Origin of the sequence: Rhodosalinus sediminis (assembly GCF_003385555.1) — a bacterium.
Taxonomy (GTDB): Bacteria; Pseudomonadota; Alphaproteobacteria; order Rhodobacterales; family Rhodobacteraceae; genus Rhodosalinus; species Rhodosalinus sediminis.
Genome location: NZ_QOHR01000006.1, coordinates 1 through 24,077, shown reverse-complemented (window position 1 = coordinate 24,077; position 24,077 = coordinate 1). Strand labels below are relative to the sequence as shown.

General features: G+C 72.2%; 16 protein-coding genes, 1 pseudogene and 1 riboswitch. Of the genes and pseudogenes, 6 read left to right on the top strand and 11 right to left on the bottom strand.

The window, feature by feature from the left end; all coding sequences use genetic code 11:
- The first annotated feature begins 20 nt into the window (after nt 1–20).
- Nucleotides 21–1,211 (top strand): DEAD/DEAH box helicase, encoded by a 1,191-nt coding sequence (locus DRV84_RS06875; protein WP_115979150.1) that lies wholly within the window; start codon nt 21–23, stop codon nt 1,209–1,211.
- 269 nt (nt 1,212–1,480) lie between these two features.
- Here the strand turns inward: DRV84_RS06875 and DRV84_RS06870 are convergent, their stop codons facing one another.
- The 8 genes and pseudogenes from DRV84_RS06870 to metZ form a co-directional block, all read right to left on the bottom strand.
- Nucleotides 1,481–2,947 carry an NAD-dependent succinate-semialdehyde dehydrogenase gene (locus DRV84_RS06870; protein ID WP_115979149.1) on the bottom strand — a complete coding sequence of 489 codons (1,467 nt, stop codon included), beginning with the start codon at nt 2,945–2,947 and terminating at the stop codon, nt 1,481–1,483.
- A 126-nt stretch (nt 2,948–3,073) separates the two neighbouring features.
- Entirely contained in the window at nt 3,074–4,261 is a 1,188-nt protein-coding gene (gene metK / locus DRV84_RS06865) for a methionine adenosyltransferase (protein WP_115979259.1), read from the bottom strand.
- 41 nt (nt 4,262–4,302) lie between these two features.
- Nucleotides 4,303–8,003: pseudogene (gene metH / locus DRV84_RS06860) on the bottom strand (methionine synthase).
- Nucleotides 8,004–8,137: 134 nt separating this feature from the next.
- Nucleotides 8,138–9,829 (bottom strand): glycine/sarcosine N-methyltransferase, encoded by a 1,692-nt coding sequence (locus DRV84_RS06855; RefSeq protein WP_115979148.1) that lies wholly within the window; start codon nt 9,827–9,829, stop codon nt 8,138–8,140.
- A 424-nt stretch (nt 9,830–10,253) separates the two neighbouring features.
- Entirely contained in the window at nt 10,254–13,352 is a 3,099-nt protein-coding gene (locus DRV84_RS06850; protein WP_205026727.1) for an efflux RND transporter permease subunit, read from the bottom strand.
- A 13-nt stretch (nt 13,353–13,365) separates the two neighbouring features.
- Nucleotides 13,366–14,514, bottom strand: coding sequence for an efflux RND transporter periplasmic adaptor subunit (locus tag DRV84_RS06845; RefSeq protein WP_115979146.1), 1,149 nt, complete (start codon nt 14,512–14,514; stop codon nt 13,366–13,368).
- 92 nt (nt 14,515–14,606) lie between these two features.
- Entirely contained in the window at nt 14,607–15,701 is a 1,095-nt protein-coding gene (folE2, locus tag DRV84_RS06840) for a GTP cyclohydrolase FolE2 (protein ID WP_115979145.1), read from the bottom strand.
- Nucleotides 15,702–15,866: 165 nt separating this feature from the next.
- The gene (gene metZ, locus DRV84_RS06835; RefSeq protein ID WP_115979144.1) at nt 15,867–17,048 is read right to left on the bottom strand and encodes an O-succinylhomoserine sulfhydrylase; all 1,182 of its coding nucleotides are present in this window, start codon (nt 17,046–17,048) and stop codon (nt 15,867–15,869) included.
- 64 nt (nt 17,049–17,112) lie between these two features.
- A riboswitch (SAM riboswitch) is annotated at nt 17,113–17,190 on the bottom strand.
- A gap of 114 nt (nt 17,191–17,304) precedes the next feature.
- On the opposite strand from metZ, the gene DRV84_RS06830 reads away from it, so the two are divergent.
- Nucleotides 17,305–18,216 carry an alpha/beta hydrolase gene (locus tag DRV84_RS06830; RefSeq protein ID WP_115979143.1) on the top strand — a complete coding sequence of 304 codons (912 nt, stop codon included), beginning with the start codon at nt 17,305–17,307 and terminating at the stop codon, nt 18,214–18,216.
- Nucleotides 18,217–18,238: 22 nt separating this feature from the next.
- On the top strand, nt 18,239–18,946 hold the full coding sequence (locus DRV84_RS06825) for a glutathione S-transferase N-terminal domain-containing protein (protein WP_115979142.1): 708 nt from the start codon (nt 18,239–18,241) through the stop codon (nt 18,944–18,946).
- 137 nt (nt 18,947–19,083) lie between these two features.
- Here DRV84_RS06825 and DRV84_RS06820 read toward each other — a convergent pair whose 3' ends face one another.
- Nucleotides 19,084–19,704, bottom strand: a complete 621-nt coding sequence (locus DRV84_RS06820; protein ID WP_115979141.1) for an inner membrane-spanning protein YciB — start codon at nt 19,702–19,704, stop codon at nt 19,084–19,086.
- 75 nt (nt 19,705–19,779) lie between these two features.
- On the opposite strand from DRV84_RS06820, the gene DRV84_RS06815 reads away from it, so the two are divergent.
- On the top strand, nt 19,780–20,325 hold the full coding sequence (locus tag DRV84_RS06815; protein ID WP_115979140.1) for an MgtC/SapB family protein: 546 nt from the start codon (nt 19,780–19,782) through the stop codon (nt 20,323–20,325).
- 240 nt (nt 20,326–20,565) lie between these two features.
- On the opposite strand, the gene ftsY is transcribed toward DRV84_RS06815, so the two are convergent.
- Nucleotides 20,566–21,888: a signal recognition particle-docking protein FtsY gene (gene ftsY, locus DRV84_RS06810; RefSeq protein ID WP_115979139.1), complete on the bottom strand. Its 1,323-nt coding sequence runs from the start codon at nt 21,886–21,888 to the stop codon at nt 20,566–20,568.
- A 380-nt stretch (nt 21,889–22,268) separates the two neighbouring features.
- Between ftsY and DRV84_RS06805 the strand changes: the two genes are divergently transcribed.
- Entirely contained in the window at nt 22,269–23,120 is an 852-nt protein-coding gene (locus tag DRV84_RS06805) for an isochorismatase family protein (protein WP_158547764.1), read from the top strand.
- Nucleotides 23,121–23,222: 102 nt separating this feature from the next.
- Nucleotides 23,223–23,621 carry a hypothetical protein gene (locus DRV84_RS06800; RefSeq protein ID WP_115979137.1) on the top strand — a complete coding sequence of 133 codons (399 nt, stop codon included), beginning with the start codon at nt 23,223–23,225 and terminating at the stop codon, nt 23,619–23,621.
- Nucleotides 23,622–23,679: 58 nt separating this feature from the next.
- Here DRV84_RS06800 and DRV84_RS06795 read toward each other — a convergent pair.
- On the bottom strand, nt 23,680–24,077 hold a 398-nt coding region (locus DRV84_RS06795; protein WP_275668733.1), incomplete at its 5' end, for an exodeoxyribonuclease VII large subunit.

The following is a 24,077-nucleotide window of genomic DNA, read 5'->3' as shown; positions in this document are numbered from 1 at the left end:
TGCGCCGGCAAGGATGACTGATGACCTTTTCCGATCTCGGGCTCGACGCCCGGCTCGTCGCGCGGCTCGACCGCCTCGGGCTCAAGACGCCCACCCCCATTCAACAGCAGGCCGTGCCCGAGGCGCTCGCCGGGCGCGACGTGCTCGGCCTCGCGCAGACGGGCACCGGCAAGACGGCGGCCTTCGGCCTGCCCCTCGTCACCGCGCTCTCGGCCGAGCGCGCGCGGCCTGCGCCGCGCACCGCGCGCGGCCTCGTTCTCGCGCCGACGCGGGAGCTCGCCAATCAGATCGTGGCCACCCTCGATGGGCTGACCGACGACCTGCGCGTGACGCTCGTGGTGGGCGGCAAGTCCATCGGCGGGCAGGCGCAGCGCCTCTCGCGCGGGACCGACATCCTCGTGGCGACGCCCGGCCGCCTGATCGACCTGACCGAGCGCCGGGCCGTCGATCTCTCGGCGACGCGCTTTCTGGTGCTCGACGAGGCGGACCAGATGCTCGACATCGGCTTCGTCCACGCGCTGCGCCGCATCGCGGGCATGCTCGCCGCCGAGCGCCAGACGATGATGTTCTCGGCCACGATGCCGCCGCAGATGGCCGAGCTTTCGCGGACCTACCTGCGCGATCCCGTCCGGGTCGAGGTCGCGCCGCCGGGACAGGCGGCCGACAAGGTCGCGCAATCGGTGCATTTCGTCCCCCGCGAGGGCAAGCAGGCGCTGCTGGTCGAGCTTCTGGGCGGGGCCGGCGAGGGCCGCGCACTCGTCTTCTCGCGCACCAAGCACGGCGCCGACCGGCTGACGAAACAGCTCGAGCGCGCGGGCTTCGCCGCTGCGGCGATCCACGGCAACAAGAGCCAGGGCCAGCGCGACCGCGCCCTCGAGGGGTTCCGGCGCGGGGCCACGCGCGTGCTGGTGGCGACCGACGTCGCCGCGCGCGGGCTCGACATTCCGGACGTCGCGCATGTCTTCAACTTCGACCTGCCGACGGTGCCCGAGACCTACGTGCACCGCATCGGCCGCACGGCGCGCGCCGGGCGGGACGGGCAGGCGATCGCGCTCTGCGCGGCCGACGAGATGGAGGCGCTCACGGGGATCGAGAAGCTCCTCGGCGGGCCGGTGGCGACCGCCGGCGGCGCGCGCTGGCCCGAGCCGAAGAAGGCCGCGCCCCCGCAGCGCCGCCGCCGCCGCAAGCCCCAGCGCCGTCAGGCGGCCTGAGCGCCGGCGCGGCGCGGCCTGACACCGACGGCCCGGCCCGGGGGCACCCCCGGGCCGGGCACCGGGCCGCCCCTTCGCCGGTTAACCGGCGCGCGACGCCTGCACCCGGCCTGCGCCGGGTCGCCTCACGACCGGCTGCATCGGGGGCGCCGGACGGCTCTCACGACCGGGCGGAGTGTGGCGGGCCCCTGACCTGAGCCCGCGAGACTCACCCGCGCGCGCGTCGACGGACGGAATGGCGTTGCCGGGTCACCGCGAACAGCCGCGCCTCAGCGCCAGTCGCGGCAGACGTATTTGATCTCCATGAACTCCTCCATCCCGCGGCGCGCGCCCTCGCGGCCGAGGCCGGATTGCTTCATGCCGCCGAAGGGGATCGGCGCGCCGGTGACCTTGGTGCGGTTGACCGCGACCATGCCGAACTGCAGCGCGCGAGAGAGGCGGTAGATCCGCCGCGGGTCGAGGCTGTGGACATAGGCGACGAGGCCATATTCGCTCGCGTTGGCGCGGGCGACGACCTCCGCCTCGTCGTCGAAGGGCGTGAGCGGCGCGACGGGGCCGAAGGTCTCCTCGGCCATGATGCGCGCGGTGTCGGGCACATCGGCGAGGACCGTCGGCGCGTAGAAGAGATCGCCCGCGGCGTGCCCCTCGCCCCCGCAGAGGACGCGCGCGCCCTGCTCCACCGCGTCGCGGACATGCGCGGCCTGTTTCTCGACGGCGCGGGCGTTCATCAGCGGGCCGATGTCGGGATCGTCGAGGCCGGGGCCGACGCTGAGCGCCGCGACCGCCTCCGTGAAGCGCGCGGCGAAGGCGTCGTAGATGCCGCGCTCGACGTAGATGCGGTTCGCGCCGAGGCAGTCCTGCCCGGAGGTGGCGAACTTCGCCTTGAGCGTCTCGGCCACCGCGTGATCGAGATCGGCGTCTGCGAAGACGATCACCGGCGCGTGCCCTCCGAGCTCGAGGACCAGCCGCTTCACCGTCTCGGCCGATTGCCGGTAGAGAAGCCGCCCGACCTCCGTCGAGCCGGTGAACGAGAGCGCGCGCACCCGCGCGTCGGCGGTCCAGGGCGCGACGACCTCGGGCGCCTCGCCGGTGACGATGTTGAGCACGCCCTCGGGGAGCCCCGCGCGCTCCGCGAGCACGCCGAGCGCGAGCGCCGAGAAGGGCGTCTCGGCGGACGGGTGGGCGAGCACCGGGCAGCCCGCGGCGAGCGCCGCGGCGGCCTTGCGCGTCAGCATCGCCGAGGGGAAGTTCCACGGCGTCACCAGCGCCGCGACGCCCGCGGGCTCGAGCCAGAGCTCCACCTCCGCGTCGGGCAGATGCGAGGTCACGCCCTCGATGTTGGGGCGCTTCGCCTCCTCGGCGTAGAACTCGACGAAGGAGGCGGCGTAGTCGATCTCGCCGCGCGCCTCCGAAAGCGGCTTGCCCTGCTCGAGCACCATGATCCGCGCCAGATCCTCGCGCGCCTCGGTCATCAGCTCGAACCAGCGGCGCAGGATGGCCGATCGCTCCTGCGGCAGCCGCCCGGCCCAGTCGGCGAAGGCGCGGTCGGCGGCGGCCACCGCCTCGCCCGACTGCTCGCCCGAGAGCGCGGCTATGGTGCCGATCTCCTCCCCGGTGGCGGGGTCGGTCACGGCGAGGGTCCCGGTCCCCGCGATCCAGATGCCCGCGACGAGCGCGCGGTCGCGCAGGAGCCCGGCGTCCTCGATCCCGGCGCGTGCGGCGGCGGCTGCGTGCATGTCGTCTCCTCCCAAGGGGTGTCGGCGCAGGTGTCGCACCGCGGCGCCCCCGGTGCAAATGCCGAGGGCGCCGCGCGATGCGCGACGCCCCCGATGGTCGGTGTCACCGGCGCGCGGCCGGCGCGATCACTCCGCGGCGACCGAGTGGCCGAAGGCGCGGGCGAGCTCCGGCGCGAGGTCCGTGCGCTCCCAGCCGAAGCCGCCGTCGGCGTCCGTGGGCCGGCCGAAGTGGCCGTAGGCCGCGGTGCGCGCGTAGATCGGCTTCAGCAGGCCCAGCTGCTCGCGGATGCCGCGCGGCGTCAGGCGCACCATTTCGCGCAGAGTCTCGCCGAGCTTGGCCTGATCGACCTTGCCGGTGCCGAAGGTCTCGACGTAGACGGCGACCGGCTCCGGCACGCCGATCGCGTAGGCGAGCTGGATCTGGCACTTGTCGGCGAGGCCGGCGGCCACGACGTTCTTCGCCAGATAGCGCGCGGCGTAGGCCGCCGAGCGGTCCACCTTGGTCGGGTCCTTGCCGGAGAAGGCGCCGCCGCCGTGCGGCGCCGCGCCGCCGTAGGTGTCCACGATGATCTTGCGGCCGGTGAGGCCCGCGTCCCCCTCGGGCCCGCCGAGGACGAAGCGCCCGGTCGGGTTCACGAAGAGGCGGTCGTCGGGCACCGTCCAGCCCTCGAGCAGCGCGTCGTCGAGGTACTGCTTGACGAGCGCGCGCACCTGGTCGCTGCTCACGTCCTCGTCGTGCTGGGTGGAGACGACCACGGCGTCGATGCCCACCGGCTTGCCGTCCTCGTACTTCAGCGTCACCTGGCTCTTGGCGTCGGGGCCGAACTCGGGGCGCTTGCCCGCCTTCCGGTCCTCGGCCATGTTGCGCAGGATGCGATGCGCGAACTGGATCGGCGCGGGCATGAGCTCTTCGGTCTCGTTGCAGGCGTAGCCGAACATGATGCCCTGATCGCCGGCGCCTTCCTCGCCCTTGTCGCCTTCGTCCACGCCCTGCGCGATGTCGCCGGACTGCGCGTGCAGGCGGTTGATCACCTCAACGTTGCGCCAGTCGAAGCCGAGCTGGTCGTAGCCGATGTCCTTGACCGCCTCGCGCACCAGGTCCTCGACCGAGCGCAGCACGCTGTCGGGTCCGCGCACCTCGCCCGCCACGGTGACGTGGTTGGTCGTCGCCAGCGCCTCGACCGCCACGCGGGCGTCGTCGGGCGCCTCGCGCAGGTAGGCGTCGAGGATCGTGTCCGAGATCCGGTCACAGACCTTGTCGGGGTGCCCCTCGGACACGGATTCGCTGGTGAAGAGCCAGGTGTTGGCCATGATGATCGATCTCCCTGTGATGATCGGGGGTCTGGCGCGGCCGCTCAGGCGGATTTCCTGAGCGGCGGGGCGCCGGGGGTGTAGGCGAGATTCGGCGCGAGCCAACTCTCCGCCTCGTCGAGGGTCATGCCCTTGCGGGCGGCGTAATCCTCGACCTGATCGCGCCCGATGCGGCCGACGCCGAAATAGGCGGCCTCCGGGTGCGCGAAATAGAGGCCCGACACGGCCGCGGCGGGCCACATCGCGCAGCTTTCGGTGAGCTCGAGCCCGGCGGTGCGCGGCGCGTCGAGCAGGTCGAAGAGCGTGCGCTTCTCGGTGTGCTCGGGACAGGCCGGGTAGCCGGGCGCGGGCCGGATGCCACGGTAGCCCTCGCGGATGAGCTCTTCGTTCGAGAGCGTCTCGTCGGCGGCGTAACCCCAGATCTCGCGGCGCACGCGCTGGTGCATGGCCTCGGCCATCGCCTCGGCGATGCGGTCGGCGAGCGCCTGCACCATGATCGCGTCGTAGTCGTTGCCGGCCTGCTTGTAGCTCTCGGCGATGCCGTGGACCTCGGGCCCGGCGTTGACCGCGAAGCCGCCGATCCAGTCCTGCCCATGCGGCAGCACATAGTCGGCGAGGCAGTGATTGGCGCGGCCCTTCCGCTTCTCGGTCTGCTGGCGCAGCATGCGGAAGCGCGCGCGCTCGCGCCGGCGGTCCTCATCGGCCCAGATCACGATGTCGTCGCCGTCACGGTTGGCCGGCCAGAGCGCGAGCGCCGCGCGCGGCGAGAACCAGCCCTCCTCGGCGATGCGGCCGAGCATGTCCTGCGCATGACCGTAGAGCTCACGCGCCGTCTCGCCCCGGTTGGGATCGTCGAGGATCGCCGGGAAGGTCTGGCGCATCTCCCAGGTCCAGAAAAAGGGCGACCAGTCGATGTAGTCGAAGAAGTCCTCGGCCTTCAGGTCGTCGAGCTGGATGAGCCCCGTTTGGTTGGGCGTCTCGGGAACGTGATCGCCCGGATCGACCGGGTTGGCGCGCGCGGCGGCGAGCGGCACGGTGGGGCGCTCGGCCCGGCCCGCCTGTCCGCCGGCGAGTTTGCCGTATTCCTCCGACACCTCGGCGAGGAACTGCGGCTTGCGGTCCTGCGACAACAGGCGCGAGACCACGCCCACCGCCTGCGAGGCGTCGTCGACATGCACCACGCCGTGCTCGTATTCCGGCGCGATCTTGATCGCCGTGTGCTTCTTGGAGGTGGTCGCGCCGCCGATCAGGAGCGGCACCTCGAAGCCCGCGCGCGTCATCTCGGAGGCGACCTCGACCATGCGGTCGAGCGAGGGGGTGATCAGACCCGAAAGGCCGATCACGTCGACGTTCTCCTCCTTCGCCTTGGCGATGATGTCCTCGGTCGGGATCATCACGCCCATGTCCACCACGTCGTAGTTGTTGCAGGCGAGCACGACGCCGACGATGTTCTTGCCGATGTCGTGGACGTCGCCCTTCACCGTGGCGAGCAGGATCTTGCCCTTGGCGGAGGTGTCGCCCGAGAGGCGCTTCTCCTCCTCCATGTAGGGGATGAGGTGACCCACGGCCGTCTTCATCACGCGGGCGGATTTCACCACCTGCGGCAGGAACATCTTGCCCTCGCCGAAGAGCTCGCCGACGACGTTCATGCCGTCCATGAGCGGGCCCTCGATCACCTCGAGGGGCTTGTCGGCCTTCTGCCGCGCCTCCTCGGTGTCGTCGATGACGTGATCGGTGATGCCGTGGATCAGCGCGTGGGAGAGCCGCTCCTCCACCGGGGCCTCGCGCCACTTCGGGTCGGACTTCTTCTGCGCCTCGCCGGAGTCCTTGTACTTGTCCGCGATCTCGAGAAGCCGGTCGGTCGCGTCGTCGCGGCGGTTGAACAACACGTCCTCGACCCGCTCGCGGAGCTCGTCGGGGATGTCGTCGTAGACCGTGATCTGCCCCGCGTTGACGATCGCCATGTCCATGCCGAGCGGGATGGCGTGGTAGAGGAAACACGAGTGCATCGCCTCGCGCACCGGGTTGTTGCCCCGGAACGAGAACGACACGTTCGAGAGCCCGCCCGAGATGTGGGCGTGCGGCATCTCCGCCTTGATCAGCTTGATCGCCTCGAAGAAGGCGTTGGCGTAGTCGTTGTGCTCCTCGATGCCCGTGGCGACCGCGAAGATGTTCGGGTCGAAGATGATGTCCCACGGCGCGAAGCCGGCCTTCTCGGTGAGCAGGTCGTAGGCGCGCTTGCAGATCTCGAACTTGTGCTGCGCGGTCTCGGCCTGACCGTTCTCATCGAAGGCCATGACGACGACCGCGGCGCCGAAGCGGCGGATGGTCCGCGCCTGCTCGAGGAACTCCGCCTCGCCCTCCTTGAGCGAGATCGAGTTGACGACCGAGCGGCCCTGCACGCACTTCAGCCCCGCCTCGATCACCTCGAACTTCGAGCTGTCGATCATGACCGGCACGCGGGAGATGTCGGGCTCCGCCGCGATCAGGTTGAGGAAGGTGCGCATCGCCTTCTCGGCGTCGAGCAGCCCCTCGTCCATATTGACGTCGATGATCTGCGCGCCGTTCTCGACCTGATTACGCGCGACCTCCAGCGCCTCGTCGTACTGATCGTTCATGATCAGCTTCTTGAACTTCGCGGAGCCGGTGACGTTCGTGCGCTCGCCGATGTTGATGAAGCTGCCCGTGCTCATGCCGCGGCCCCCTGCCCCTTTTCGAAGATTTCCAGCCCCGAGAGCTGTAGCCGCCGGGCCGTCTCGGGGATCTTGCGCGGCGGCTTGCCCTCCACCGCCTGCGCGATGGCGCGGATGTGCTCCGGCGTGGTGCCGCAGCAGCCGCCCACGATGTTGACGAGCCCCGCCTCGGCCCATTCGCCGAGGTGCGACGCCGTCTCTTCCGGGGTCTCGTCGTAGCCGCCCATCTCATTCGGCAGCCCCGCGTTCGGATAGGCCGAGACGCGCGTGTCCGCGATATCCGACAGCGCGCGGACGTGCGGGCGCATCTCCCCCGCGCCGAGCGCGCAATTGAGCCCGACGGAGAAGGGCCGCGCGTGGCTCACCGAGACCCAGAACGCCTCCGGCGTCTGGCCCGTCAGCGTGCGCCCCGAGCGGTCGGTGATCGTGCCCGAGATCATCAGCGGCGGCACCTCCATCTCCTCGCGCAGGAGGTCGATGGCGTAGAAGGCCGCCTTGGCGTTCAGCGTGTCGAAGATCGTCTCGACGAGCAGCAGGTCGACGCCCCCCTCGATCAGCGCGCGCGCCGCCTCGCCGTAGGCCTCGGCCAGATCGTCGAAGGTGATGGCGCGGTAGCCCGGGTCGTTCACGTCCGGGCTGATCGAGGCGGTGCGGTTCGTCGGCCCGAGCGCGCCGGCCACCCAGCGCGGGCGCTCCGGCGTCGCGGCGGCGTCGGCCGCTTCGCGCGCGAGCCGCGCGGCCTCGCGGTTCATCTCGCCCACGAGATGCTCCATGGCGTAGTCCGCCTGGCTGATGACGTTGGCGGAGAAGGTGTTGGTGCAGACGATGTCGGCCCCCGCCTCGAGAAAGTCGGTGTGAATCCGGCGGATCATGTCCGGCGCGGTCAGGCACAGAAGCTCGTTGTTGCCGCCCACGTCCTGCGACCAGTCGGCGAAACGCTCGCCGCGGTAGGTCGCCTCGTCGGGCTTTTCCGCCTGGATCATCGTCCCCATCGCCCCGTCGAGGACGAGGATGCGGCGATCGGCGTGTTCGGCGATATCGGTAACGGGCATGGATTACTCCCTTGCGGTCCGGGCCGCGGCCCGGTCGCGGGCCTGTCTACAGGTCGCGCGGGGCCGGGGCATCCGCGGATGCTTCATGATCATCATGCAGAGGATCGAAGCGCGCGGGCGCCCCGGCGGCCGGATCAGTCGGGCTTGCGGAAGACCTGGATGCCCCAGGCGAGGTTGCCCGCGTCGGCGGCCTTCACCCAGTTCTCGAGCCCCACGGCCATCTTGTCGAGATACTCCGCCGAGGCGCCGCTCTCGATCAGCTTCTCGCGGTTGGCGAGCATGTCCTCGCGCACCCGCGCGTAATGGGCGCGCAGGTTGTGGGTCAGGTCCTCCTGCTCGACCGTTTGGAAGCCGAGCGCCTCGGCCGCCTCGCGGTAGAAGCGGAAGGAGCCGAGCGAGGGCAGCTGGAGCCGGTCGTAAACGGCCTGCAGCCCGGCCGGGTCGGCGTCGTCCGCCTGCATCGGGTCGGTGAAGACGAAGAGCCCGCCGGGCTTGAGCACGCGCCACACCTCGCCGAGCACCGTCTGGCGCTGATCCGAGTGCAGGATCGCGTCCTGGCTCCAGACGATGTCGTAGCTCGCGTCCGGCTCGGGGATGTTCTCGAAGACGCCGTGCACGACGCGGATCGTGTCCGAGAAGCCCTGCGTGCGGTTGCGGTGGCGGTTGGTGTCGTTCTGCACCTCGGAGATGTTGAGGCAGGTCGCCTGCCCGCCGCGCTGGCCGATCAGGCGGCGCATCGCGCCCCCGTAGCCCGCGCCGATGTCGAGCACGCGCGTGTCGGCCGAGACCTCCGGCAGCTTGGCGATCATGCGATCGACCGTGACGTCGGAGGCCTCCTTGATGTCCTTCGTCTGCTCGTAGCAGCCCACGTGCAGGTCCTGCCCGCCCCAGACGGTCGAATAGAAGGCGTCGGCGCTCTCGCTGTCGTAGTAATCCTCGGCGACGTCGCGGACGTCGGCCTCGCCCGCCTCGCGGGCGCCGCCGCCCCAGCGCGCGACGTGCAGCGTGGATTTCTCGGCGACGTGGATGAAGAAGTCCGGCTCGTCCTCGGCGTAGGTCTCCTGAAAGTCGCCGTAGGTGCGCACCCGGGCGAAGCCCGCCTCGGTCAGCAGGCGGCGCACGTAGTTCTTGCGGATCGGGCACATGTTGAGCGTGTAGTCCGAGCCGTCCGGGAAGGAATACTTCATCCGGCAGAGGCCCTCGTCCACGTGCTCCGGCTCGGCGGTGACGCGGTCGCCGCAGTAGTAATACTTGTGCTTCGTCGAGAAGCCGTGATCGAGCATCGCGTCGTAGTTGCGCTGGTCGAGGATCAGGATGCCGTCGTGCTTCAGCGCGGCGTAGAACTCAGCGAGCGCGCGGCGGCGGTCATGCTCTTCGTGCAGGTGCGTGAAGGAATTGCCGAGGCAGATGATCGCGTCGTACTTGCCCTGGATGTCGCGGTTGAGCCAGCGCCAGTCGGCCTGCACGGTCTTGAGGATCAGCCCGCGCGCCTGCCCGTTCTCGAAGGCCTTGGCCACCATCGCCGCCGAGCCGTCGGCGGTGGTCACGTTGAAGCCCGCCTCGGTCAGCCGCACCGAGTGGAAGCCGGTGCCGGCCGCCACGTCGAGCACCGTCTCCTTGCCGCGGGCGCGCAGGATGTCGATGAAGAACTGCCCCTCGCTCTCGGCGCGGCCGCGCCAGTCGATGAGCTCGTCCCACTTCTCGACGAAGGACATCACGTATTCGCCGCGGTAGAGGTCCGTCTCGCGGTCGGCGAGCGGGTCGTCGCCGTAGGCCTGTTCGTCGAGATCCAGCTCGAAATTCTGCACCTTGGCTGCGTCGGCCATGCGGGTCTCCCTGTGCGCTCGGCGCCGTACGCGGCGGCCGGAGGCTCCGGCGGCCGCGCGACGCTCGATGGTCCCTGTCGTTCGCCCTCGCTCCGGCCGGTGGGACACGCGCTCACGCTGTCGCGGGCGCTCCGGTGTCCGGGCCGCGCGGCGCCGGGCGTCTCGCCTCCGGCGCCCGCGGCGTGGCCGTCGGGCAGATGACGCCGCGTCCTCGTGACGCGGCCCTGCGATGGACCCGAGTCATAACGACTGTTTGCGACAGTTCAATGATGTTTTGCGACATCGACGCTGCAGCGCGGCTAACCCCCGCTTCCTGCTCAGGAATTGATCGATGCGCGCGCCGCCCGGCGGCGCGGGGGGCGCCGCCGGCGGATGGGTCGGGCAGGTCGCTGGAGGGGAAGCGCTCCACGGGGGCGCGCGCCGGTCAGCCGGCGAGCGCCTCCTCGAGCTCGCGGGTCAGGCGTCGCGCCTCTTCCGAGCGCGGCTTCGAGAAGCGCGCGAGCAGCAGATAGGCCACCGGCGTCAGGTAGAGCGTCGCCAGCGTGGCGAGGCCGAGGCCGCCGACGATGACCCAGCCGAGCGCGCTGCGCGCCTCGGCGCCCGCCCCCGACGAGAGGATCAGCGGCAGACCGCCCAGAACGGTCGAGGTCATCGTCATCATCACCGGGCGCAGGCGGATCGTCGCCGCGTCGAGGATCGCATCGCGCACGCCCGATCCCGTCTCGCGGCGCTGGTTGGCGAACTCCACGATCAGGATGCCGTTCTTCGCCATGATGCCGATCAGCATGATCAGCCCGATCTGCGAATAGACGTTGAGGCTCTGCCCCGTGAAGAGGAGCGCGAAAGCCGCGCAGGCGAGGCCGAGGGGCACCGTCGCCATCACCACCACCGCCGAGACGAAGCTTTCGAACTGCGCCGAGAGCACGAGGAAGACGACCGCGATGGCGAAGCCGAAGACCGCGAGGATGCCGGCGTTCGTCTGGTCGAGCGTAGCAGCCTCGGCCAAGGGCACGATGCGGTTCTCCTCGGCGAGCACGTCCTCGCCCACCGCCTCCACCCGCGCGAGCGCGTCGCCGAGGGCGAGCTCGGGCGTGAGCGAGGCGGTGATCTCCACCGCGCGCTGCTGTCCCTCGCGGCCGAGCTCCGGCGCGACGGCCTCCTCGGTCAGGCGCACGAAGCTCGCCATCGGCACCATCTGCCCCGAGCCCGCCTGCACGAAGATGTTCTGCAGATCGCCCGGGTCGTTCACCGGATCGGCGGTCGAGAGCATCTGCACGTCGATCGCCTCGTCGCCGACGAAGACCGAGCCCACGGTGAGCCCGTTCAGCACCGCGCGCAGCGCACCCCCGAGCCCGGTGATGTCGATGCCGAGGTCGGCCGCGCGGGTGCGGTCGATCTCCACCGAGAGCTGCGGGCGCGTGAGCTCGTAGTCGAGGCGCACGCTGCCGAAGGCGGGCTCCTCCTGCATCCGCGCGACGAGGCGCTGCGCCACCTCGCCGAGCTGGTCGTAGGCGTCGCCCGTGATCGCGAAGCTCAGGCCCCGCCCCGCGCCCCGGATGCCGAGGGAGTTCGGCTGGATCGCGAAGGCGCGCACGCCGACGATGCCGCGCAGCTTGCCATTGATCTCTCCCACGATGGCGTCCTGGCTGCGCGCGCGCTCGCCCCAGTCCGAGAGCGAGAACACCATGAACCCCCGGCTGTCGGAGCCGAAGCCGGCGATGGAGAAGACGTTCTCGATCTCGCCCGTCTCGCGCAGGGGCGCCACCGCCGCCTCGATCTCGCGCATCTTGTCGAGCGTGTAGTCGAGCGAGACGCCCTGCGGCGCGCGCACGCTCAGGAGCGCGACCGCGCGATCCTCGCGCGGGGTGAGTTCCTGGCGGATGCCGTCGACCACGAAAACCGCCGTCGCCGCGAAGAGCGCCGCGGCGACCACGACGACGAGCGGCGCGGCGAGCGCCCAGCGCAGCGTGCGCGCGTAGAGCGCCACCAGCGCGCCCCCCACCCGGGCGACCGGCCCGCGCCGGGGCGCGCCCGCCTCCGACGTCAGCAGCCGGCTCGCCAGCACGGGGCAGAGCGTCAGCGCCACGAGGCTCGACAGCGCGACAGCCATCGCCAGCGTGAAGCCGAACTCGCGGAAGAGCCCGCCCGCCTGCCCCGGCAGGAAGCTCAGCGGCACGAAGACCGCGGCGAGCGTCGCCGTCGTGGTGACCACCGCGAAGAAGACCTGCCGCGCGCCGAGCACCGCGGCGGCGCGCGCGCCCATCCCCTCGGACCGGCGGCGCACGATGTTCTCGAGCACGACGATCGCGTCGTCCACGACGAGCCCGGTGGCGAGCACCAGCGCCAGAAGCGTCAGGATGTTGACCGAGAAGCCCACGACCCAGATCGCGGCGAGCGTGCCGATGAGCGCGACGGGCATCGTCACCGCCGGGATTAGCGTCGCCCGCCCGTCGCGCAGGAAGACGAAGATCACCGCCACCACGATCAGCGTCGCCGCGGCGAGCGTCTTGACAACTTCACGGATCGCGTCCTCGATGAAGATGGCGTCGTCCGAGGTGACGAAGATCGCCACGTCCTCGGGCAGCGTCCGGTCGAGCTCGGCCACCGTGGCGCGCACGGCCGCCGAGATGTCGAGCGTGTTGCTCCCGGCCTGCCGGATCACCCCGATGCCGACGCCCGTCTCGCCGTTGGCGCGCAGCACCGTCTCGTCCGGCGCGGGGCCGAGGGTGACCGTCGCCACGTCGCCGAGCGCCACGTTCTCGGCGAGCTTCAGGTCCTCGAAATCCGCCGGCACGGTCAGCATCGCCGTGGTGCGCACGTTGATCGAGGAACGCGCGCCGGAGAGATCGCCGGCGGCGGCGTTGAAGCCCGCGTCGCCGAGCGCCGCGCGGATATCGGCCAGCGTCAGCCCCCGGCTCGCCAGCGCGGCGAGGTCCACGTCCACCCGGAAGATCGGCGCGCGGTCGCCGTAGACCTGCAGGTCGGCCACCCCCTCGATCGAGATCAGCCGGTCCTCGACCCGGTCCTCGACGATGCGCGTCAGATCCTGCGGCGCGCGGGTGGGCGAGGTGACGGCGACGCGCACGACGGGCTGCGCGTCGGCGTCGGCCTTGACCACCTCGGGCTCCTCGGCCTCTTCCGGGAGCTGCCCCGCGATGCGCGCCACCGCGTCGCGCACGTCGGTCGCGGCGACGTCGACATCCACGCTCTCGTTGAACTCGAGCGTCACGCGGCTGCGCCCGAAGCGGGAGTTCGACGAGATCGCGCGGATGCCCGCCACGCGGCCCACGGCCCCCTCGATCCGCCCGGTCACTTCCTGATCGAGGGTCTCGGGCGCGGCGCCGGGAAACTCCGTCGTCACCGTGACCACCGGGCGGTCCACGTTGGGCAGCTCGCGGATCTCGGCGCCGAGGAGCGCGGCCACCCCCGCGAGCACGATGAGCGCGCTCAGGACATAGGCGAGGATCGGGCGGCGCACGAAAAGTGCGGTGCCGCCCTCGGCGGTGCGGTTGGCGCTCTCCATCATCGCGGCACCCTCAAAGCTTGCGCTGCGCCGGGGCGGCGCGCGCCGCCTGCGGCTCGGCCACGCGGACCTCCGCGCCGGGGCGCAGGCCCTGCACGCCCTCGGTGACCACGCGCTCGTCCGGGGCGAGATCGCCCTCGACCAGCACCCGGTCGGCGTCGCGCTGGCGGATCGTCACCGGCACGCGGGTCGCCGTCCCCTCGCGCACCGCCCAGACGTAGGACCCCTCGCCCGACCATTGCACGGCGAGCGGATCGACCGCCGGCAGCGTCTCGCCGGGGAAGTCGAGCGCCACCTCGAAGGCCATGCCGCCGCGCAGGAGGTCGGCGTCGTTATCCACGCGCCCCTGCACGCGCAGGGTCCGGCTCGCCGGATCGACGAGCGCGTCCACCGCCCGCACCTCGCCCGCGAGCCGGCGGTCGGGCAGCGCGAGCGGCCGCGCCTCGAGCGCCATGCCCGGCGCGACCCGGCTCGCCACACGCTCGGGCACGCGGAAATCGATCAGGATTTCGGAACGGTCGGTAATCGTGATCAGCGTGTCGCCGGCGCGCACGCGGTCGCCCACCTCGATCCCGGGCACGCCGGTCCAGCCGGCGATGGGCGCGCGCACGCGCCGCTCGGCGAGGTCGTATTCCGCCTCGCGCACGGCGAGCTCGGCCTGGCGCAGCGCGAGCTCTGCCTCGCGCCGGCGCACGTCGGTGACCGCGCCCGTGTCGCTCAGCCGCTCCAGCCGCCCGGCCTGATCGCGGGCGTCGTCGAGGGTGAGCCGCGCGCGCTCGAGCGCGATGCGCTCGGCCTCGTCGTCGAGGCGCACGACGAGCGCGCCTTTCTCGATGCGCGCGCCCGGCGCGACGCCGATCTCGACGATCTGGCCCGTCGCCTCGGCGCGCAGTTCAACCCGGCGCAGCGCCTCGCCGTCGCCGATGGCGACCACGCGATCGCCGATGCGCCCCTCGCCCACCGGCGCCGCGACCACCGTGGCCGGCCCGCCGCCACCCCAGCCGCCGCCGCCGCCGGCGTCCTCCGCCTCGGCATGCTCGACGCCCACGAGGTCGAGCACGCCGATCCGGTCGAGAAAGGGCATCGCGGCAGGCACATAGGCGATCCAGAGCGCCACGGTGCCCGCGATCACGCCGAGCGAGAGGAAAAGTTGCCGGAGCATGCGCGCGTCCCGTGATTACGAACGACGTCACGATATAGCGCGCCCCGCGCGATGTCACACGCGCGCCGGCGTCACGCCCCCGTGAGGCGGGCTCAGCCCGGGTGAACCAGCGTGCCGAAGAGCCGCGGGTCGAGGCTTTCGCCGGCGAAGGTCTCGCCCTCCGTCAGCACGGAGACCGCGTCGTGGCTGTGCAGGCTTTCCTGGTGGCTCGCCACCACGCGGAAGTCGCCCACGCGCGCGTCGCGCTCCAGCTCGGCGGCGAAGAGGCGCGCGGCGTCCTCCACGAAGATCGGGTTGGCGGCGTTGAGCTCGGCGAAGGCCTGCTCGTCCTCGCGCTTGACCATGACCTGCGTCTCGGTCGGCACGGCGGCGCGGCACATCTCGACGAGGTCCTCGAACCAGAGGCAGCCATCCTCGGTCAGTTCCACCGAGATGCGCGCCACCGAGCGCTGCGAGTGGGGCGTCGCCAGTTGCCCGCGCTCGCGCCGCGCGTGCTCCGAGAGTTCCAGCGAACAGGGGCAGGTCGAGGAATAGACGTAGTCGAGGTGCAGGATGCGCCGGCGCACGCCCGCGCGCTCCACGAGTTCGAGCGCGATGTCGTAATACTGATACCCCGCGAGGCCCGAGCGCAGGCTCTCCACCTTCATCGGGAAGGAGGCCCGCATCTGGATGCGCGCGTCGAGCGTCTCGAGGTCGGTCTTGTAGTCGTCGAGCGCCGCCTCGATCACCGCGAAGCTCACCACCCGCTCGGCGTGGGTGTAGAAGCTCCGCATGATGCGGCTCATGTTGATGCCCTTCTTCTCGGCGTCGAGGCTGACGGTGCCCGTCACCGAGGTCTCGAGCGTCATCTCCCCGCCGCCGCGCGTGGCGAAGCGGATGGGCAGGCGGAAGTTGGAGATGCCGACGTGCTGGATCGGCCGGCGCGCGCCGCGGATCAGCGCGGCGGGGCCGTTCTGCAGATCGGGCAGCGTCGCGCGATAGGCGGCGTCGGCCGCGAAGCCCTCCGGGTAGACGCGCGAGAGGTCCGGATAGCCGCCGTCGCCGGACAGGAGCCGCCGCATCATGGGGTCGAGGGCGTCGATCTCCGCGTCGCTCGCGTGCTCCATCCACCGGCGGAGCTTGGCGAGCGCGGCCTCGGCCTCGTCGCGGTCGGGCGTCCGGTCGAGATCGGAAATCTGGATGTTCATGGCGTCCTGCCCTCTCGTCCCTGTCCGGTGCCGCAAGATAGGTCGCGGACGGCGGGAAATCCAACTTTCACGAAAATTTCGTCGCTTTGCCTGCGGATTGCGCCGGCCCGGCCCGCCGCGCGCCGCTCCGCGCCGAGCGCCCGCTCGGGCGCGAGACGCGCCGCCTCAGGCCGCGTCGAGGGCGGCGCGCAGATCGGCGATCAGGTCGTCCGCATCCTCGAGCCCCGCCGAGAGCCGCACCAGCCCCGGCGTGATGCCGAGCGCGGTCTTCTGCACCTCCGGCAGGCGCTGATGCGTGGTGGTCGCCGGATGCGTGGCGATCGACTTCGCGTCGCCCAGATTGTTCGAGATCAGCACGATCCCGAGCGCGTCGAGCATCCGGAAGGCCGCCGCCTGCCCGCCCGCGAGCTCGACGGCGAGGAGCGTGCCGCCCGTCCCCATCTGCCGCTGCGCGAGCTCGAACTGCGGGTGCGACGGCAGGCCCGGGTAGATCACCCGCGCGAGCTTCGGGTGCCCCTCGAGCGCGGCGGCGATGCGCGCCGCGGTTTCCGCCTGCGCGCGCACGCGCAGCTCGAGCGTCTCGAGCCCCTTCAGCATGACCCAGGCGTTGAAGGGCGAGAGCGCGCCGCCCGTGTGCTTCATGTAGGCCTCGACCGGGCCGCGCACGATCTCGCGCGGGCCGAGGATCACGCCGCCCAATGTGCGCCCCTGCCCGTCGATGTGCTTGGTGGCCGAATAGATCACGATGTCCGCGCCCTGCGCCACCGCGCGCGAGTAGACCGGCGTGGCGAAGACGTTGTCCACCACGACGAGGGCGCCCGCGGCATGGGCGATCTCCGCCACGGCGGCGATGTCCACGACCTCGAGCGCCGGGTTGGAGACCGATTCGAAGAACACGAGCCGCGTGTCCGGCCGCACCGCCGCGCGCCAATGGTGGAGATCGGTCCCGTCGACGAAGGTGACCTCCACGCCGAAGCGCGCGAGCACCTCCTCGAGCACGTAGAGGCAGGAGCCGAAGAGCGCGCGCGCCGCCACCACGTGATCGCCCGCCCGCGTCAGCGCCATGAGCGCGCCCGAGACGGCGGCCATTCCGCTCGCCGTGGCGAAGCCCGCCTCGGTGCCCTCGAGCGCGGCGATGCGGTCCTCGAAGGTGGCGACGGTGGGATTGCCGTAGCGCGCGTAGATGAACTCGTCCGGGCCGGCGTCGCGGAACCGAGCCTCCGCCGCCTCGGCGCTCTCGTAGACGAAGCCCTGCGTGAGGTGCAGCGCCTCGCTCACCTCGGCGTATTGCGAGCGGCGCGCGCCGCCGTGCACGAGCCGCGTGCGCGGCTTCCAGTCCTCGGCCATTCCCTGTCTCCCGGAGCGCTGCGCCCCCCTGACGTCGCCTGCGAGGCGCGGCCGAGCGACCGGGGGCGGGTCCGGCCCGACCTCTTCAGCGGTGTCTTTCGCGTGGCCCGCAATCCGGCGACGCGTCGCCACGCCGGTGCGCTTAAGCCCCGCACCACGGCCCGTCAACCGCGTCACGCGGGCGTCATGCCGACGTCACCCGGCCTTCGCAGAGGCACGCTAGGAGCCCCACAACATCTGGTAGGGTCAAGGGGCGATGACGCTCATCCGGGTCGATGCCGTCGAGGACCGCCCGCAGCTGCACGGCCTGGGCGAGGCGCCGGGCGCCCTGCTCGCCGAAGCCGTCCGCGGCACGCGCGGTCCGGTCGTGGTGATGATCCACGGCTACAAATTCGTCCCCGGCCATCCGGTCCGCTGCCCGCACCGGCACATCCTCGGGCTCGAGGCGCGGCGCGACTGCTGGAAGGCGGTGAGCTGGCCGCGGGCCCTCGGTTTCGCGGGCGCGAGCGCCGAGGAGGGGCTCGGCCTCGCCTTCGGCTGGCACGCCCGCGGCACGCTGTGGGAGGCGTGGCGCCGCGCCGAGGCCGCCGGGGTCGCGCTCGCGCAGGTCGTCGAGGTGCTGCGCGCCGCCGCGCCGGTGCGGCCGGTGCATGTCGTCGCCCATTCGCTCGGCGCGCGCGTGGCGCTCGCGGCGATGACGCGCGCGGCCGAGGGCGCCTTCGGCCGGGTCCTGCTGCTCGCGGGGGCGGAGTTCGCCGGCGCCGCCGAGGCCGCGCTCGCGGCCCCCGGCGGGCGCGGGGCGGAGCTCGTCAACGTCGCGAGCCGCGAGAACCTCCCGTTCGATCTCATGCTCGAGGCGCTGATCGCGCCGGCCCGGCCGGGCGACGTGACCCTCGGACGCGGCCTCGCGCCGGGGCCGCGGCGGGCGACGCTGCGCCTCGACGACGCGCGGACGCTCGCGGCGCTCGCGGGCCGGGGCTTTCGCGTGGCGCCGCCCGCGCGGCGGATCTGCCACTGGTCGGCCTACCTGCGACCGGGCGCGCTCGATCTCTACCGTGCGCTCCTGCGTGCGCCGGAGCGCGTGCCGCTCGCCGCGCTCGCGACGGCCTCCGGCCGGGCGAGCGGTGCCCGCGCCCCCTTGCCATCGCCCGCGGCCGCGCCATCCTGACGCACCAGCGAAAGGAGGCGCCATGACCACGCCCATCGACCTGTACTACTGGCCGACGCCCAACGGCTGGAAGATCACCATCGCGCTGGAGGAGATGGAGCTTCCCTACAAGCTGCATCTCGTGAACATCGGCAAGGGGGACCAGTTCGACCCCGAGTTCCTCAAGATCGCGCCCAACAACCGGATGCCCGCGATCGTGGACCCCGAGGGCCCCGACGGCGCGCCGATCCCGATCTTCGAATCCGGCGCGATCCTGCAGTATCTCGCGCGCAAGACCGGCCTTTTCGGCGGTCCCACGGAGCGCGACCGGATCGCCGTCGACCAGTGGCTGATGTGGCAGATGGGCGGCCTCGGCCCGATGGCGGGGCAGGCGCATCACTTCATCAAGTACGCGCCCACCATGGACCCGCCGCAGGACCTGCCCTACGCCAAGGACCGCTACCGCAACGAGACCGGGCGCCTCCTGCGCGTGCTGGATACGCGGCTCGGCGAGAGCGAATACGTCGCGGGCGATTTCTACTCCATCGCGGACATGGCGATCTGGCCCTGGGCCTCGCTCTGGGAGGGGCAGGAGCAGACGATCGAGGACAAGCCGAACCTCGCGCGCTGGCTCGACCTCGTGGCGGCGCGCCCCGCCGTCCAGCGCGGCCGCGCCGTGGCCGAGGAGAGCCGCGGCGCCGGCGCGACCGACCGCGAGGCGCAGAAGATCCTCTTCGGGCAGAAGGGCTGAGGCGCGCGGCGGGAGGGGGGCTGTCTGCCCCCTCTTGGCCTGACGGCCAATTCACCCCCCGAGGATATTTGACCCAAGAAGAAGCGCCGGGGCGTGCGCCGCCGGAGCGAAGAGGCCCGAAAGGGCCGATGCGCGGCTCAGCCCTTCCCCTCGTCCTCGATGTGGTGCTGCAGCGCGACGATCTGCCACCAGAGGAAGACGAAGAGGGCGATCGGGAAGCCGAAGGTCTCGATCTTGACCCAGGCGTCGGTGGACATGGTGCGCCAGACGATCTCGTTGCCGACCGCGAGCGCGGCGAACATGCCGGTCAGCCTGCGCGTCAGGATCGTCCAGCCCTCGGCCCGCATCGGCAGCGCCTCGGCGAGGACGTAGGCGAGGAGGCTGCGCCCCATCAGGAGCCCGAGGCCGAGGAGCGCGGCGAAGAAGCCGTAGACGATCGTCGTCTTCATCTTGAAGAAGCGCTCGTCGTTGAACCAGGCGGTGAGCGCGCCGAAGACGACGACCATCAGCGCGGTGAAGACCTGCATCCGCGAAAGCCGCCCCGTCAGCCACCAGAGCGCGGCCATGGAGGCGAGCGTGATCGGCACGAAGGCCACCGTGGCGACGATGAAGCCCGAGTACTCGGTGCCCGCGACGGTGAAGACCTCGTCGCGCAGGCGCAGGTAGAGGACGAAGAAGAGGAGCGGCGGCCCGAGTTCGAGCGCCTGCTTGAGCCAGGGGGAGACGGGCGTCGGGTCGGGGGCGCGGTTCTCGGTCATGGATGTCCCCTACCACGGTGCGGGCGGCGATCAAGGCCGCTTGCCAGCGCGCGCCGCCTGCGCGACGCTCGCGGCATGGAGCCGTCTCTCGCCGATCTCGCCCGCGCGGTGACCGAGCCGCGCGCCCCGCTCGACTCTCCGGGCACGCTCTCCTTCGCGGAGGCGGGGCTCCGGATGGGGGCGGCGCTGTTCTTCGGCGGGCTCATGGGCTGGGAGCGGGAGTATCACGACAAGGCCGCGGGCCTGCGCACGCACATGACCATCGCGCTCGCCGCCTGTCTCTTCACGCTGGTGGCCTTCGACCTGATGACGCTCGACGGGATCGCCGAGGAGAGCCTGCGCTTCGACCCGATCCGCCTCGTGGAGGCGGTGACGGCGGGGGTCGCCTTTCTCGCCGCCGGCATGATCATCCTGCGCGGCGACCGGGTGCGCGGGCTGACCACGGGGGGCGGCATGTGGCTCGCCGGCGCGGTGGGGCTCGCCTGCGGGGCCGGGAGCCTCGGCCTCGCGGCGCTGGCGACGGTGGCGGCGCTCGTGGTGCTCTGGCTCCTGCGGTTGATCCCGCCGCCGCTGACGCGGCCGCACGACCCGGCGGAGCGGGAGGACGATCCGGAGGAGTGAGCGGGCGTCGCGGGCCGTGGGTGCGGGCGCGGCTGGCGCGGGTGAGGTGCGGTCGCGGCGCGACAGTGCGGGTGCGGCGCGCTCGACCGGCGGGCCTGTCTGCCGTGGCCGTCCGGCGCCGCCGGGCTGGCGGCAGGGTCTGGCGAGCGCGCCACATGGCCCGCGCCGGCTTGGGGCGGCGCCGCCCCTGCACCCTTTCCGCCGCAGGTCGTGGGCGCGTCGTGCGGGCCGCGCGCCGCCTCAGCGCGCCTCCAGCCCCGTGAGCGCGGCGGCGAATTCCTCCGGGTCGAAGGGGGCGAGGTCGTCGATCTGCTCGCCCACGCCGATGGCGTGGATGGGCAGGCCGAAGCGGTCGGCGAGCGCGACGAGCACGCCGCCCTTCGCGGTGCCGTCGAGCTTCGTCATCACGAGGCCCGAGACGTCGGCGATCTGGCGGAAAACCTCGACCTGGGCGAGCGCGTTCTGCCCGGTCGTCGCGTCGAGCACGAGGAGGGTGTTGTGCGGCGCCTCCGGGTCCTTCTTGCGGATCACGCGGACGATCTTGGCGAGTTCCTCCATCAGGTCCTGCCGGTTCTGGAGCCGCCCGGCGGTGTCGATCAGCAGGAGATCCGCGCCCTCGTCCTGCGCGCGGGCCATCGCGTCGAAGGCGAGGCTCGCCGGGTCGGACCCCTCGGGCGCGGTGAGCACCGGAACGCCCGCACGCTGGCCCCAGACCTGAAGCTGTTCGACGGCGGCGGCGCGGAAGGTGTCGCCGGCGGCGATCACCACCTCCTTGCCGGCGGCCTTGAACTGGCTCGCGAGCTTGCCGATCGTCGTCGTCTTGCCCGAGCCGTTGACGCCGACGACGAGCACCACCTGCGGGCGCTTGGCGTAGATCGGCAGGGGCCGCGCCACGGGCTCCAGCACGCGCGAGATCTCGGCGGCGAGCAGGCGCTTGATCTCGTCGACCGAGAGCTTCCGGCCGAGCCGGCCCTCGGCCATGTTCGACGTCACGCGCAGCGCGGTGTCGACGCCCATGTCGGCGGCGATCAGGAGCTCCTCGAGGCTTTCGAGCATGTCGTCGTCGAGGGTGCGGCGCATGACGGGCTGCGCCTCGCGCCGGCCGAAGAGGCGCCCGAAGAGGCCCCGGCCCTCCTGCGGCGGCATCTCGTCCGGGGCGCCGCCGGGGATCTCGACGGGCTGCGGCCCCGGCGTAGGCTCGGAGGGGGCGGGCCGGCCCGGCGGCTCCGGCGCGGGCGTCGGGTCGTCGGGCTGCGGCTGCTCGGGCGGCGCGAAGGGCGGCGCGCCCGGCTCCTCGGGGGGTGTCGTGGGCTCGCGTTCGGGCTCCGGCTCGGGGACCGGCTGCGGCTCGGGCTCGCGTTCGGGCTCCGGCTCGCGCTCGGGGATCGGCGCGGGCTCGGGCGCGGGCTGCGGCTCGGGGTGCTGGGGATGCTCCGGCTCGCGCTGCGGCGCGGGCTCGGCGGGCTCGACCGCGCCGCCCTCCTCGACGATCGCCTCGAGCCCCTCGTCGAGCTTCGAGGAGGACTTGAAGAGCCGGTCCTTCAGCTTGGAAAAGAACGCCATGGCGGGCCTCCGACGGTTTCGCCTCAGGTAACCCCTGCGGGGTCCGGATGGAAGGGCGCGCGCGGCCCGGTCGGTTCCGGATTTGCGTGCTCGGACGCCATCATGCGTCGCGTCGCCCTCGCCGTTCCGGCGGGGGCGGCTGGAGGACGGCGCGCCCGGCCTGCCACAGAGCCAGCCGGTGATGGCGACCGTCGCGCGGCCCGAGCGGGGGCCGCCCTCGGCGAAGAGGGCGACACGCGCCGCCGGCCCAGCCGTTGATCGCCCGGCCGACATGGCGCAGCATGGTTCCCGTGTTTCAGTCGCGGTCGATCCGGTGGACCTCGCGCCATCGCGTGCCGTTGTCCGCCGGAGCATTCAGGGAGAATTCAGGGAGCACCATAATGTCATCCGACACCTCCGACGTTCCGACCCTCCGCGAGGCGCTGCAGCGGCCGTGCAAGCACCGGGACATGGCCCTCGCGCTGGAGCCGATGCCCAATTACCGGAACACGCCGGGCGGGCCGAACGACACGCCCATCTCGTTCTGGGCGGCGTGGAACCTCGAGGACCGGCCGCGCCGCATCGCGCTGCTGCTCGACGACTGCCAGGAGGAATACCGCCCCTACGCCGGCGAGATCCTGCCCAATCTGGAGAAGATCCTCGGCGCCTTCCGCGCCGCCCGGTCCGCGCATGACGGGGTCTGCATCGCCTGGAGCGCGTGGAGCCGGCGGTTCGACGACGGCATCTCGAACGCGATGGACCGCTGGTACGGCCCGCGCGGCCTGCGCCCGGACACGCCCGAGAACGCGGCCTATGTCTTCACCGGCGCGGCCGGCCTCGAACCGCTGGCCGAAATCGCCCCGACGCAGGCGGAGCGCGACGCGGGGTGGTTCTACCACGGCAAGCACCTCGACATGTTCTGGACCTTCGACGAGACCGGCGCCTCCTATCTCGACGAGAAGCTGAAGGCGCATGCCATCGACACCATCGTGATCGTCGGGCTCTGGACGGACGAATGCGTGCTGAGCACCGCCTATGCCGGCAACTCGCGGGGCTACGACGTCGTCGTGGTCGGCGATGCCGTGGACACGGCGACCGACAACCAGAAGATCGCGCTGACGGTGGCCAACAGCACCGTGGCCAAGGTGCTCACCACGGACGAGGTCGTGCAGTACATGGAGACGGGGTTCGTCCCCGGGACGCCGGGCGCCGTCAAGGGCACGCGCTTCCCGGACGGCCGCAAGGAGGGCTGAGGCGCGGCGGACGGCCACGCCTCCGATCCCGCGCGCGGTGCGCCATGGGCCGGAGCGCGCGGCGGTCTGTCATTCGCAGCGCCGCTCTGGCACACTGGCACCATGCTACGCTCGATCCTCGCTCTCGCCCTCGCCCTCGTCGCCCTGCCGCTCGGCGCCGAGACGCCGATGACCGCCGAGGAGTTCGACGCCTACACGCGCGGCAAGACGCTCTATTACGGGCAGAACGGCCGGCCCTACGGCGTGGAGGAATACCGCGAGAACCGCGAGGTGACCTGGTCCTTCCTGGACGGGCGCTGCCTCGACGGGCGGTGGTACGAGGACGCGCGCGGCATGATCTGCTTCGTCTACGAGGACGGGAGCGGCCCGCAGTGCTGGCGCTTCTTCCGGGGGCCGGACGGGCTGCGCGCGATCTTCGAGGACGAGAGCGCCGTGCCGCTCTACGAGGCCGAAGAGGGCGAGGAGCCGATGCAGTGCCTCGGCCCCGAGGTCGGCGTCTAGGCGCGCCTGCGGCAGGCGGCGCTCATCGGCCCTGCCGGGCCTCTTCGCGCGGCCCGGCTCAGAAGAGCTCGCCCTGCTCGGGCGGCTCGCCGCCGGCGCCGCCGCGCTTGCCGCCGCGGCCCGAGAGCGCGAGGCGGCCGTCGGCGAACTCGATCTCCAGCGCGCGGGCCTGCGCGGCCTCGGCCTTGCGGGTGAGCACCGCGCCGTCGCCGCGCACCACGGCGTAGCCCCGCGCGAGCGTCGCCCGGTAGCCCAGCGTCTCGCGCAGGCGGTCGGCGGCGTCGAGGCGGCCGCGCCGCTCGGCGACGAGGCGGGCGAAGGCGGCGTCGAGCCGCGCGCCCTGATCGGCGAGGCGGCGGCCCTCGCGCGCGATCTCGGCCTGCACCGGGCGCAGGGTGAGCCGCCCGCTCCGCGCCTCGAGCGCCTCGCGCGCCGCGGCGACGCGCCGCCCGAGCG

Excerpts from the sequence above, each read along its gene's own strand:
- DRV84_RS06875 (WP_115979150.1), top strand. The coding sequence starts at position 21 with ATGACCTTTTCCGATCTCGGGCTCGACGCCCGGCTCGTCGCGCGGCTC.
- DRV84_RS06870 (WP_115979149.1), bottom strand. The coding sequence starts at position 2,947 with ATGCACGCAGCCGCCGCCGCACGCGCCGGGATCGAGGACGCCGGGCTC.
- DRV84_RS06855 (WP_115979148.1), bottom strand. The coding sequence starts at position 9,829 with ATGGCCGACGCAGCCAAGGTGCAGAATTTCGAGCTGGATCTCGACGAA.
- DRV84_RS06850 (WP_205026727.1), bottom strand. The coding sequence starts at position 13,352 with ATGGAGAGCGCCAACCGCACCGCCGAGGGCGGCACCGCACTTTTCGTG.
- DRV84_RS06845 (WP_115979146.1), bottom strand. The coding sequence starts at position 14,514 with ATGCTCCGGCAACTTTTCCTCTCGCTCGGCGTGATCGCGGGCACCGTG.
- folE2 (WP_115979145.1), bottom strand. The coding sequence starts at position 15,701 with ATGAACATCCAGATTTCCGATCTCGACCGGACGCCCGACCGCGACGAG.
- metZ (WP_115979144.1), bottom strand. The coding sequence starts at position 17,048 with ATGGCCGAGGACTGGAAGCCGCGCACGCGGCTCGTGCACGGCGGCGCG.
- DRV84_RS06830 (WP_115979143.1), top strand. The coding sequence starts at position 17,305 with ATGACGCTCATCCGGGTCGATGCCGTCGAGGACCGCCCGCAGCTGCAC.
- DRV84_RS06825 (WP_115979142.1), top strand. The coding sequence starts at position 18,239 with ATGACCACGCCCATCGACCTGTACTACTGGCCGACGCCCAACGGCTGG.
- DRV84_RS06820 (WP_115979141.1), bottom strand. The coding sequence starts at position 19,704 with ATGACCGAGAACCGCGCCCCCGACCCGACGCCCGTCTCCCCCTGGCTC.
- DRV84_RS06815 (WP_115979140.1), top strand. The coding sequence starts at position 19,780 with ATGGAGCCGTCTCTCGCCGATCTCGCCCGCGCGGTGACCGAGCCGCGC.
- ftsY (WP_115979139.1), bottom strand. The coding sequence starts at position 21,888 with ATGGCGTTCTTTTCCAAGCTGAAGGACCGGCTCTTCAAGTCCTCCTCG.
- DRV84_RS06805 (WP_158547764.1), top strand. The coding sequence starts at position 22,269 with ATGTCATCCGACACCTCCGACGTTCCGACCCTCCGCGAGGCGCTGCAG.
- DRV84_RS06800 (WP_115979137.1), top strand. The coding sequence starts at position 23,223 with ATGCTACGCTCGATCCTCGCTCTCGCCCTCGCCCTCGTCGCCCTGCCG.